11 protein-coding genes are annotated in these 12428 nt (G+C 47.9%); 10 read left to right on the top strand and 1 reads right to left on the bottom strand.

The genetic code is table 11. The features are described from left to right. Positions 1-7 precede the first annotated feature (7 nt). The 7 genes from C6P39_RS24670 (at position 8) to C6P39_RS24640 (ending at position 7455) form a co-directional block, all read left to right on the top strand. Positions 8-1399, top strand: coding sequence for an FtsW/RodA/SpoVE family cell cycle protein (locus C6P39_RS24670; protein WP_095172865.1), 1392 nt, complete (start codon positions 8-10; stop codon positions 1397-1399). Beyond that, entirely contained in the window at positions 1311-2807 is a 1497-nt protein-coding gene (locus tag C6P39_RS24665; RefSeq protein ID WP_095172866.1) for a peptidoglycan D,D-transpeptidase FtsI family protein, read from the top strand. Before C6P39_RS24670 ends, C6P39_RS24665 begins: the two co-directional genes overlap by 89 nt. A 482-nt stretch (positions 2808-3289) precedes the next feature. Beyond that, positions 3290-3742 carry an NUDIX hydrolase gene (locus tag C6P39_RS24660; RefSeq protein ID WP_065541565.1) on the top strand — a complete coding sequence of 151 codons (453 nt, stop codon included), beginning with the start codon at positions 3290-3292 and terminating at the stop codon, positions 3740-3742. Between the two features lie 119 nt (positions 3743-3861). Beyond that, complete coding sequence (gene pap, locus C6P39_RS24655) at positions 3862-5394, top strand: polyphosphate:AMP phosphotransferase (protein WP_095172867.1); 1533 nt, start codon at positions 3862-3864, stop codon at positions 5392-5394. A gap of 12 nt (positions 5395-5406) precedes the next feature. Further along, positions 5407-5745 carry a hypothetical protein gene (locus C6P39_RS24650; protein ID WP_104805521.1) on the top strand — a complete coding sequence of 113 codons (339 nt, stop codon included), beginning with the start codon at positions 5407-5409 and terminating at the stop codon, positions 5743-5745. A gap of 11 nt (positions 5746-5756) precedes the next feature. Further along, positions 5757-6818 carry a hypothetical protein gene (locus C6P39_RS24645; RefSeq protein ID WP_158661686.1) on the top strand — a complete coding sequence of 354 codons (1062 nt, stop codon included), beginning with the start codon at positions 5757-5759 and terminating at the stop codon, positions 6816-6818. A 202-nt stretch (positions 6819-7020) separates the two neighbouring features. Next, complete coding sequence (locus tag C6P39_RS24640; RefSeq protein ID WP_095172869.1) at positions 7021-7455, top strand: GerW family sporulation protein; 435 nt, start codon at positions 7021-7023, stop codon at positions 7453-7455. Between the two features lie 300 nt (positions 7456-7755). On the opposite strand, the gene rpmB is transcribed toward C6P39_RS24640, so the two are convergent. Next, positions 7756-7944 (bottom strand): 50S ribosomal protein L28, encoded by a 189-nt coding sequence (gene rpmB, locus C6P39_RS24635; RefSeq protein ID WP_018598007.1) that lies wholly within the window; start codon positions 7942-7944, stop codon positions 7756-7758. Positions 7945-8161: 217 nt separating this feature from the next. Here rpmB and C6P39_RS24630 point away from each other — a divergent pair, with 217 nt between their 5' ends. The 3 genes from C6P39_RS24630 to recG all read left to right on the top strand — a co-directional run bounded on the left by C6P39_RS24630 (position 8162) and on the right by recG (position 12422). Then, entirely contained in the window at positions 8162-8518 is a 357-nt protein-coding gene (locus C6P39_RS24630) for an Asp23/Gls24 family envelope stress response protein (RefSeq protein ID WP_033141735.1), read from the top strand. A gap of 18 nt (positions 8519-8536) precedes the next feature. Then, entirely contained in the window at positions 8537-10186 is a 1650-nt protein-coding gene (locus C6P39_RS24625) for a DAK2 domain-containing protein (protein WP_104805519.1), read from the top strand. Positions 10187-10364: 178 nt separating this feature from the next. Continuing rightward, the gene (gene recG, locus C6P39_RS24620; protein WP_104805518.1) at positions 10365-12422 is read left to right on the top strand and encodes an ATP-dependent DNA helicase RecG; all 2058 of its coding nucleotides are present in this window, start codon (positions 10365-10367) and stop codon (positions 12420-12422) included. Positions 12423-12428: the final 6 nt, after the last annotated feature.

Raw genomic sequence — 12428 nt, 5'->3', positions numbered from 1 at the left:
TGAAGAATTGATAAATTTAATTGTAGAACTTTCCAAATATCTGCTGCTGATACTGGCAGCCCTCTATACGCTGGAGAGTTTCAGTGTATTCAAATACAAAGCGGAGGATGATAAGCGGTATATATTGAGAAAACAGCTTATTGTGATCTTCTTCATGGACTTTGTGGCTTTTCTTGTTATCTTCCTGAAAACAGAGAAGATGGAAGTCATTTATTTCTTTGGAGCCCAGCTTCTGTATTTTATAGCGGTTCAGGTACTTTACAGGATTTTTTACAAAAAGGCGTCATTGCTTTTGCTGAACCATATGTGTATGCTGCTCTCTGTGGGGTTTATCATGCTGGCAAGGCTGGATACGGATTCTGCGGTAAGACAGTTCCGGATCGTAGTGATCGCCACAGTCATTGCCATGGTAATTCCGGTCATGATAAGAAAGCTGACATTTTTGAACAAATGGACCTGGTTTTATGCCGGAGCAGGTATGCTGCTGCTCCTTGTGGTGCTGGTTCTGGGCAAGAATGTCAATGGAGCCAAGATCAATATTTCCCTGGGCGGATTTGCATTCCAGCCTTCAGAGTTTGTTAAGATAATTTTTGTGTTCTTTGTAGCCTGCAGACTTTACAGGAAAAAAGCCACCTTTCAAGACCACGTGATCACAACCGCGATCGCCGCAGCTTATGTGCTGGTGCTGGTGGTATCTAGGGACCTTGGAAGCGCCCTGGTGTTTTTTATCACATATGTGGTCATGCTGTATGTGGCCACCAAGAAGCCGCTTTACCTATTGGCGGGACTGGGCTCCGGCTGTGTGGCTGCTGTGGGTGCTTACTTTCTCTTTGGCCATGTGCGCCAGAGGGTGGTGGCCTGGAAGAACCCCTTTTCTGTTTATGAGGGGGCCGGTTACCAGATCGTACAGGGACTTTTTGCCATTGGAACAGGCGGGCTTTTTGGGATGGGTCTTTGCCAGGGTTCCCCCAATATGATCCCTTTTGTAAAACAGGATTATATGTTTGCGGCGATCTGCGAGGAGCTGGGCGGGCTTTTTGCCATGTGCCTGATCCTGATCTGTATGAGCATGTTCCTGCTGGTAGTCAACATTTCCCTACAGATAAAGAAACCATTTTATAAGCTGATCGCGCTGGGACTGGGAACGGAGTATGCGTTTCAGGTATTTCTCACCATCGGCGGCGTGACAAAATTTATCCCCATGACGGGAATTACCCTTCCCCTTGTCAGCTACGGCGGAAGCTCTGTATTAAGCACCATTATTATGCTGGCGATTATCCAGGGGTTATATATTTTGAGAGAAGACGAGGATGAAGAACTTGAAAAGCAAAAAGAAAAAAGAAGAGAAGCGTCTCTTAAAGGAAGAGAAGGCGTTAGAGAAAAAAGAATTAAAGGCTAAGAGAGCCCGAAACCGGGAATATGCCATAGTCAGTTATTTTTTCGTTTGCATCTTTATTTCTTTGATTGGCTATATGGTTTATTTCCAGGTGGTGAAGCGTGAGGGTGTGATCAGCAGCCCTTACAATACCAGGCAGGACCAGTTCGAGGACCGGGTGGTCCGCGGCAGCATTCTGTCAGCCGACGGACAGACTCTGGCCTATACCCAGGTAAATGATGACGGTTCCGAAACCAGGGTATATCCTTACAACAACGTGTTTGCCCACGTGGTGGGATATGATGCCAACGGCAAAAACGGTCTGGAATCCCTGGCGAATTTCCAGCTCATGTCCTCCCATGACGGCTATCTCTCCCAGGCAGCCAACGAGCTGAAAAGCGAAAAAAACCAGGGTGACAATGTAGTCAGTACACTGGACACGTCTCTGCAGCAGACAGCCTACAATGCCCTGGGTGACAACCGTGGCGCCGTGGTGGTCCTGGACCCAAAGACCGGGGCCGTTCTGGCATCAGTAAGCAAGCCGGACTTCAACCCGAACACCGTGGCGCAGGACTGGGATTATCTGGTCAGTGACAGCTCCAACAGCAGTCTCTTGAACCGGGCCACACAGGGGGCGTATCCGCCGGGTTCCACATTTAAGATCGTGACAGCCCTGGCATACTTAAAAGCCCACGGCAGCATAGACGGATTTTCCTACAACTGCAGCGGCAGCATTACCATGGATGACCACACCATCACCTGCTATGACGGAGAAGTACACGGGGAGGAGGATTTCACCACAGCCTTTGCCGAATCCTGCAACAGTGCGTTCGCAAGCATCGGTGTGGACCTGGGCAGATCAAAACTGACACAGACAGCGGAAAGCCTTTTGTTTAACAGCAAACTACCCATTCCCATCGAATACAATAAAAGCAGATTTGACTTAGGTGACCACCCCGGCAATCCGCTCCTGATGCAGACTTCCATCGGACAGGGCAACACCTTGGTTTCCCCCATGCACATGGCTATGATCGTCAGTGCCATTGCCAATGACGGCGTACTGATGAAGCCATACTATGTAGACCACGTGGAAAATGTAAACGGAGACATAGTAAAAACCACCAAGCCTGCAGAATACAAACAGCTCTTAGAGACCAGCGAGGCCCGCACCATGCAAAGCCTCATGGAGGAGGTAGTAAACCGTGGGACCGCATCCTCTTTAAGCGGAGAAAACTACAGCGCCGCCGGCAAAACCGGTTCAGCCGAATACTACGGCTCCGACGGAGATATCAGGACCCATTCCTGGTTTGTAGGATATTCCACAATGGGAGACTCCCAGATCGCCATAGCCGTCATAGCCGAAGGCGCCGGAACCGGCAGCTCCGTAGCCGTCCCCATAGCCCACGAAGTCTTCAACGAATTCTATTATTAAAAATAACCTAGCCCAATAAATGGCCTTTACTTTTATATGTTAGCTGCCCTGCATTTTCATGACCAGAAATGCAGCACCACACATTCCAAAACCTACCGCATGAAACTCTTTTTCCCACCTATGAAACTACGCGGGGCAGTCAAAACCAGGAAGAGGAAGGGAGCGGGCGGGAGGCGGGATTGCCTGTGAGCGATGTCTTAGTGGAGCGCCGCGGAGATCCACCTGCCCCAGACACTTAATGAAGAGGCCACTGCCGATGAATTTAGTGACTGGGAGCAGGTTAGCTCCGTGGCAGCGGAACGCTTCGCTCACAGGCAATCCCGCCTCCCGCCCGCTCCCTTCCTCTTCCGTCCGCATTCCACCTCCCATCCCCCTGTGCAGTTTCCATTTTATCCCTTGCACAGGTATCCAAAAAGAGTTATACTAATACCAACGAAACACAACGCTGACCCGGAAAAGGGTTTTACAGGAGGACTTGCACTATGATTGAAGCAACGAGCTGTGGCGGGGTGGTAATATATCGGGGAAAGATACTGACCTTGTACAAATCCTATAAGCACAAATATGAGGGCTGGGTTTTGCCGAAAGGGACAGTTGAGGAAGGCGAAGACTATAAGGATACAGCGCTGCGTGAAGTGAAGGAGGAGGCAGGCGTAGCTGCGAATATCATCAAATATGTAGGTAAAAGCCAGTATAGTTTTTGTGTGCCGGAAGATACTGTGGAAAAGGACGTTTACTGGTATCTCATGGCGGCAGGCAGCTATTACAGCCGGCCACAGAGAGATGAATATTTTGTAGATTCCGGTTTTTACAAGTTCCATGAAGCTTACCATCTATTACGGTTTTCCAACGAAAAGCAGATTCTGGAAAAGGCTTATAATGAATACCTGGATTTGAAAAAATCAAATCTTTGGGGAAACAAAAAGTATTTTTAGTTATTCAGCTGACGAAAGGGACTGGTTTTTCCAGCCCCTTTTTGTACTTTTACGTTACAGGTTTTGGCACCAGGTAACCCGCTATGACAGCTTTCATAAAAAATGGAGGAGGTAGCCATATGTTAGAGCAGATTGATTTAACAAAAGAGATGGGGAAAGAAGAGTACAAAGAAAAGATGGAGATCCTGGAAGGGACCCTTTCCCGCCTGCAGAGAGAATGCAGAGATTTGGGGATTCCGGTTATGATCCTTTTTGAAGGGTTCGGAGCAGCCGGAAAAGGAGTGCAGATCAATAAACTGATCCATCCGCTGGACCCAAGGGGATTTAAGGTTTTTGCCATCAAGCAGGAGTCCAAGGAGGAGCGCATGTATCCGTTTTTGTGGCGCTTCTGGACTAAGACACCGGAGAAGGGAAGAATCGCTATTTTTGATACAAGCTGGTACAGAAGAGTGTCTGTGGACCGGTTTGAGGAGAAGCTTTCACCGGAAGAGCTTATGTATGCCTACCAGGAAATCAATACATTTGAGAAAACTCTGACAGATGATGGTGCGGTACTGATAAAATTCTTTATGCATATCAGCAGAAAGGAGCAGAAGAGGCGTTTTGACAAGCTTCTGGATAATAAGGAGACAGCCTGGAGAGTCAGCAAGGCAGATTTAAACCGCAACGAGGAATATGGCACTTACAAAGCCATGCTGGAGGAAATGCTGGAGAAGACTGAGACCGAGTGTGCCCCGTGGACCATCATTGAGGCCATGGACCGCCGTTTTGCCACTGTGAAGATCCTCTCCTCCGTGATAGACAGCCTGACGGAGAAGATAGAGGAAGTCAAGGCAGAAAAACTGGCAAAAGAAGAGACAAAGAAAGCGGAAGCTGGGACTGATACAGAGACAAAAGAGTATGAACCTCTCCCCAAAAAGGTTTTGGAATCCTCCACTTTAAGCAAAGCGGACCTGACGCTGGCCTATACAAAGGAAGAGTACAAGAAGAAATTAAAGGACTTACAGGACCGCATGGCAATCCTCCACAGCGAGCTGTACAGCCGCAGAATCCCTGTGGTACTGGGATTTGAGGGCTGGGATGCGGGAGGCAAAGGCGGTGCCATCAAACGCCTTACAGAGGCCATGGACCCCAGGGGGTATGTGGTGAACCCTACGGCAGCACCCTCTGCGGTGGAGAAAAACCATCATTACCTGTGGCGGTTCTGGAAGGACATGCCAAAGGCGGGCCATGTTGCCATATTTGACCGTACCTGGTACGGAAGAGTGATGGTGGAACGGATTGAGGGATTCTGTACAAAGGAAGAGTGGCAGCGGGCCTATAAAGAGATCAATGACATGGAAGCTCATCTGGCCCATTCAGGAGCTATTGTACTGAAGTTCTGGATGCACATTGATAAGGACGAGCAGGAGCGCAGATTTAAAGAGCGCATGGAAAATCCGGAAAAACAGTGGAAGATTACGGATGAAGACTGGAGAAACCGGGAAAAGTGGGACCAGTACGAGGAGGCAGTCAATGAGATGGTCATCCGGACCTCAACCTCCTACGCGCCATGGATCATCGTGGAGGGCAATGACAAGTATTATGCCCGCATCAAGGTGCTGGAATCTGTTGTAAATGCAATTGAGAGAAGGCTGAAGGAATCCAAATAAGGATGGAAATTTATGTTAAACTGGTATAAGAATCTGTATGTTGGCGATAATGCAAAAAAGAAACAAAAAAAGCTGATACGGAAGATCAATCAGGGTGCGGGGGTCATTGATGTTTATCTTGTGACCCTTGCTGTCAACCCGGCTAATTCACTGGAAATAATTTCTGCCAATTATTTGCTGCAGAAACCAGTCAGGAGAAACTGTCCCATGATCGTGGGACTCTGCTCGGGATATTATGAGGCTGTGGACCTGGTGGAACAGATTGCAAAAGAAGTCTATGAGGATACAGGCGCTATGGATATCCGCGGCTGGCTCCTTGAAAAGACAGCCCGGGAGAAAAAAAGAGACTGACAGGTGGGAAGATGATGCTGATACATATAATTTTGGGTATACTAAAAATAATCGGAATTCTGCTGCTGGTAATATTGTGTCTGCTTCTTCTCCTTCTGCTGTCATTGGCCTTTGTGCCTGTGCGGTACTATGGAAGTGCTTACCGGGAGGACGGAAAATATGAGGCAAAAGTGAGGATCTCCTGGCTGTTCCATTTGATCTTTGTCACAGGCAGATACGGTTCCGAGACGGAGGGAATGCAGCTTTCCATTCGTTTTCTGGGAATACCCGTGGATGTGGTATTGAAAAAAATTGCTGCCTGGAGACAGAAGAGGCAGAAGAAAAAGCCAAAGAAAAAGCCTGAGCTTACCGCAGCGGAGGAGAAAAGATCCGCTGTACCGGAGAAGGAAGGAACAGAAGAACAAAAAGCACTTGTGGACAAGGAAAAGGAAACTGCAGAGCAGGCGGAAGCAGTTTCGGAACAGCCGCGCAGCGTTAAGCAGGCGCTGTTGGAAACAAAAGAGCAGGCCGGCCAAAATGCCAAAGCGGCAGCGGTAAATCTAAAGGAAGAGCCAAAGCCAAAGAAAGGGCCAAAGCAAAAGCGGAATCCCCTAGACAAGATTCGCAGGATTTTCGTGAAAATTGCAGAGATTCTGAAAAAGATCCTTGCTCTGCCGGGAAAGATCAAGGCAGCTTTTGCAGATTTTAGGCGGACAGCCAAAGAAATTTATGGTAAAATAAAAGAGGTAAAGGAATTACTGGCTTCCGAATCTTTTTTAGGAGTAAAGACACTGGTATTTGGAGAACTGGGTACCATTATGGGACATGTACGGCCCAGAAAAATAAAAGGTGATCTTTATTTTGGATTTGATGATCCCGCCCTTACAGGGCAGGTGCTTGCAGCGGCCAGTATCTTCTATCCGTTTTACGGAAGGGGATTTTCCCTCCATCCGTATTTTGACAGAGTTATTCTGGAGGGCAGGGTACAGCTCTACGGAAGAATGTACGGCGTGGTATTTGTCCGTACAGTCTGGAGACTGTTTAGGGATTCCAATGTAAAGGAATTGAGAAAAAAATTCAAGAAAGACAAGTAACGCCTTCCGGGCCCAAATGCCCGGAATGTGAAAGAAAATGTAACTTTCAGTAGGTCTGCGCATTCACTGCGCTGACCGTAAGAAAGTGTACCACGGCCAAGCAAAAATCCCATCGCCAAAGGCGATTTTGCATGGATTTTTGCCTGTAACTGTGAGGGTTCTTAACAGTTACAAGAAAATAAACAATAAGGAGGAAACAACTATGGCTTCAGATAATAGTTTCAAGACAACGGTGGATTCCCTCTTCAAGGGGATGGACAGCTTTATCACCACCAAAACAGTGGTAGGGGAGGCGATCACGGTGGGAGATACCATTATCCTTCCACTGATCGATGTATCTTTTGGTGTGGCTGCAGGTGCATTTGCGGATGACAAGAAGAACAACGGCGGCGGCGGTATGGGCGGCAAGGTTTCCCCAAGTGCGGTGCTGGTGATCTCCAATGGCAGCACAAAGCTGGTCAATGTAAAGAATCAGGACGGCATTACCAAGATTTTGGATATGGTCCCTGATTTTGTGAATAAATTCACGGATGGTAAAAAAGAGGAAGTGGCTGCTGCAAAAGAGACTGTGAAGAAAGCAGGATCTGAGAAGAAAGAGGCAGAGGAAGCCAAAGAAGAAGACAAAACAGAAGAGTAAAGAGGATACCGCACATAAAAAAGCCGCCGGGAAGTCATTCATGGCGGCTTTGTGCATATATTAAAGTAAACAGGCAAAAGGAGAAACAGAGAACTGTGCAGAGACTCATCGGATTTTTACTTTTTTGGATTGGAGTAGGGCTGTTTCTTGCCTTGATCTTTCCAAAGAGCTTCCTTATGGTATTACTTGCGGCACTCTGTATGCTGGTAGGGTATAATCTTTTCTGCTGCTGAATGAAATAGAAGATAGAAGAGGAGAAAAAAAGACCTTGTCTCATCGGACAAGGCCTTTCCTCATTCTTTACGCTCTCTCCACTTTGCCGCTTCTTAAGCAGGAAGTACAAACATACATTTTCTTTGCAGCACCGTTTGCTGTTTTTACTTTAACAGATTTGATGTTGGATTTCCACATCTTGTTTGATCTTCTATGGGAATGGCTCACGTTGTTCCCGAAATGAGCACCTTTTTCACAAATTGCACACTTTGCCATGGTAGCACCTCCTTAACATAGAATAAGTCCGTGTATACAAACTCACAACAATAGTTATTTTAACAGAAGATAAGAGGATTTGCAAGCGAAAATATAAAAATTTTAAATTAATATTTCGTTTTTGGGAAAGATATGTTAGAATGGTTCTATGAAAAAGCGGCTGCCCGGGGAATATGCGAAGCAGCGGCCAAGAAAAAAGCTATGGAGGTGTCCGTGCATGGATGGACTTGTTGATACAGGATTAGGTAAAATAATGATTGATACGGATGTCATCGCTACTTATGCGGGAAGCGTGGCAGTCGAATGTTTTGGAATCGTAGGCATGGCGGCGGTCAGTATGAAAGACGGGCTTGTTAAGCTCCTGAAGAAAGACAGCCTGAAGCATGGAATCAATGTCATCATCACCGATAATAAGATCACTCTGGAATTTCACGTGATCGTAGCATACGGCGTGAGTATCTCTGCCGTGTCCGACAATCTCATCAGCAATGTGAAATACCGGGTGGAGGAATTTACCGGTTTGACTATAGAGAAGATCAATATCCTTGTAGAGGGCGTAAGAGTAATCGATTGATTAAGGAGGAAACTTGTTTTGAATACCAATACCGTTGACGCTAAGATGCTTGGCAGGATGTTTCTGGCTGGTGCCAAAAATCTGGAAGCTAAGAAAGAATGGATTAATGAACTGAATGTGTTCCCTGTACCGGATGGTGATACGGGAACGAATATGACGCTGACAATTCTGTCTGCCGCTTCCGAAGTAAGTGCACTTGAGGATCCGACCATGAAGACACTGGCAAAAGCCATCTCTTCCGGTTCTCTGCGCGGGGCAAGAGGAAACTCAGGCGTTATCCTTTCTCAGCTTCTGAGAGGTTTTACAAAAACCATTGAACATTACGATACCGTGGATGCTCCTGCATTTGCGAAAGCGTTTGAAAAAGGTGTGGAAACCGCCTATAAAGCTGTTATGAAGCCAAAGGAAGGAACCATCCTGACAGTTGCCAGAGGCGCGGCTGACAAGGCCCTGGAGATCGCGGAGGACTGCAGTGATCTTGGAAGCTTCTTCACGGATGTCATTGCCCATGCAGAACATGTGCTTTCCAGAACACCGGACATGCTTCCGGTCCTCAAGGAGGCAGGTGTTGTGGATTCCGGCGGTCAGGGACTTGTAGAGGTTCTCAAAGGTGCTTTTGACGGCTATCTGGGCAAAGAAATTGACATGAATTTTGAGAAGCCCAAATCCTCAGGCATGAGCAAACCGGTATCCGGGGAGGAGAGCAATATCAAATTCGGTTACTGTACGGAATTCATCATTATGCTGGATAAGACATTTCCGGAAAAAGAGGAACAGGCTTTCAAAGAGTACCTTATGTCTATAGGAGATTCCCTGGTAGTTGTGGCAGATGATGAAATCGTGAAGGTGCATGTACATACCAATGACCCTGGTATGGCAATCCAGAAAGCCCTGACTTACGGCCAGCTCTCCAATATGAAAATTGACAACATGCGTCTGGAGCACCATGAAAAGGTGATCAAAGAGGCAGAAAAGCTGGCAGCACAGCAGAGAGAATCTGTGCCGGAGAAAGAAGTAGGATTTATCTCTGTATCAGTAGGGGACGGCATGGGAGACATCTTCCGTGATCTAGGCGCTGATCATCTTATTGAAGGCGGTCAGACCATGAATCCGAGCACAGAGGATGTGCTGAAAGCCATTGAACAGGTACATGCAAAGAATATATTCGTATTTCCAAACAATAAAAATATTATTCTGGCAGCAAACCAGGCAAGGGATCTGACAGAGGATAAGAATATCATTGTCATTCCAACCAAGACCATACCTCAGGGTATCACGGCTCTGATTAATTATGTGCCGGAGAAGACAGTGGAGCAGAACACGGAGGAGATGCTGCAGTGTATCGGCAATGTAAAGACCGGACAGGTCACTTATGCGGTGAGAGATACCAGGATTGATGATAAGGAAATCCGGCAGGGTGATATTATGGGAATCGGCGACCACGGTATTTTAGCTGTAGGCGAGGGCGTGGAAGGGATTACCATGGAGACCATTGACGCTATGGTGGATGAAGATACAGAGATCATCAGCGTATATTACGGTTCCGATGTGAGCACGGAGGACGCCCAGCGTCTGGGTGAGAAGCTGGAGGAGCGCTATCCGGATTTTGATGTGGAAGTAAATAACGGCGGTCAGCCGATTTATTATTATGTGGTATCCGTGGAATAACCTGCGTGAAGGTACTGAACAGTTACAGAATAAGAGGTGTGGACGCGGCTTTAGCCTGCTGCGGAAACACCTCTTCTTTACACAAGAAGAAGGTTTCACACGGTCAGTCCGGTAAATACCCGGACCTGCCAAAGAGTTACGAGAGACAGCAGTGTCAGACAGGGATGGAGTAACAGATATGAGAGAAGCAGATGCAATCCGTTCCATCAAGGGAATTGGTGAGAAGACGGAAAAATTATTTGCGAAACTGGGGATACGAAGTGTGGGTGATCTGCTTAGATACTACCCCAGGGATTACGAAGAATATGCGCAGCCGGAGAGCATTGCAATGCTGAAGCCCGGGAAAAAGGCTGCTGTGGCCGGCAGGATAGCCGGAAAAGTTGGTGTGCGCAGTACAGGAAGGCTCACGGTGGTGACGGCTGCTCTGAAAGAGGAGGGAAAAAGCCTGGCCCTTACCTGGTATAACATGCCCTTTTTGAGAAATACCATTTCCTCGGGAAGCTGCTACATATTCCGTGGAATGGTCATGGAAAAGAAAGGGCGCCTGACAATGGAGCACCCGGAGGTATTCACGCCTGAAAAGTACGGGGAGATGCTGCACACGCTGCATCCGGTTTACGGCCTGACCAAAGGACTAACGAATAAGCTGGTGGTCAAGACGGTACAGCAGGCTCTGGAGGAGAAGGAGATCGTGCAGGAATATCTGCCGGAGGATTTCCGCCTCCATTATCACTTGGCGGAATATAACTTTGCGGTTTCTGAAATCCATTTTCCAAGAGATAAAAAGAATATGCTTCTGGGCAGAAGAAGGCTGGTATTTGATGAATTTCTATTTTTTATACTGGCTGTACGCATGATGAAAGAAAAGACCCAGGATGCCGCCAGCCCTTTTACCATGAAACCCGTTTGGGAGACAGAGAATGTCATAGAGAACCTGCCCTACCCTCTGACCAATGCCCAGAGACGTGTTTGGGGGGAGATCGAGAGGGATATGACAGGGCATACCCTTATGTCCAGGCTGGTACAGGGTGATGTGGGAAGCGGAAAGACCATTATCGCATTTCTTTCTATGATCCTGGCAGCTGTCAATGGATACCAGTCTGCGCTGATGGTTCCCACAGAGGTTTTGGCTGCCCAGCACTTTGAAGCTCTGAAAAAACTGTTAAAGGAGCAGGGACTGGCCTTTGAGCCGGTGCTGCTGACAGGTTCCTGTACAGCAAAGGAAAAGCGGCTGATTTATGAGCAGATATCTTGCGGGCAGGCGAAAATGGTGGTGGGCACCCACGCTCTGATCCAGGAGAAGGTACAGTATGAGAACCTGGCTCTGGTTGTGACGGATGAACAGCACCGCTTTGGTGTGAACCAGAGGGATGACTTGTCTAAAAAGGGGGAGAAGCCCCATGTCCTTGTTATGAGTGCAACCCCCATACCCAGGACGCTGGCCATAATCCTGTACGGGGATTTAGATATTTCTGTCATTGACGAGCTTCCGGCAAGAAGACTGCCCATAAAAAACTGTGTGGTGGATATTTCTTACCGGCCAAAAGCATATGCTTTTATGGAGCGGGAGATTCAGGCCGGAAGACAGGTCTACGTCATCTGTCCCATGGTGGAGGAGAGTGAAGGTCTGGAAGCGGAAAATGTACTGGATTACACAGAGCGCCTGCGAAACATCATGCCTCCGGATATAAAGATAGAGTCTCTTCACGGCAGAATGAAACCCGCTGACAAAAATAAGATCATGAGTGCCTTCGCTTCCGGTGAGATACAGATTCTGGTATCCACAACAGTGGTGGAGGTAGGTGTGAATGTTCCCAATGCCACGGTCATGATGGTGGAGAACGCGGAGCGATTCGGCCTGGCGCAGCTTCACCAGCTCAGAGGACGCGTAGGGCGCGGGGAACATCAGTCTTACTGCATATTCATGCAGGGGCAGGACGCCCGGGAGACAAAGGAGCGTTTGGAGATCCTGGTAAAATCCAACGACGGCTTTGAGATCGCAGGGGAGGATCTGCGGCTTCGGGGTCCGGGGGATCTGTTTGGAATCCGTCAGAGCGGAGACATGGAATTTGCTCTGGCTGATATATACCAGGATGCCCAGGTACTGAAAGAGGCCAGCGAAGCGGGGGGAGCAATCCTGAAGCTGGACCCGGATTTATCACTGGAACAACACAGAAGGCTTAAGGCACGTCTTCTGGATTATGCGAAGGAACGGCTGGAGCTGCCGGGACTATAGAGAAAA

The organism is Blautia marasmi, assembly GCF_900258535.1.
GTDB classification, from domain to species: Bacteria; Bacillota; Clostridia; order Lachnospirales; family Lachnospiraceae; genus Blautia; species Blautia hominis.
Note: the sequence above shows the minus strand (reverse complement) of the source record. Positions and strands in the feature narration are given on the sequence as shown.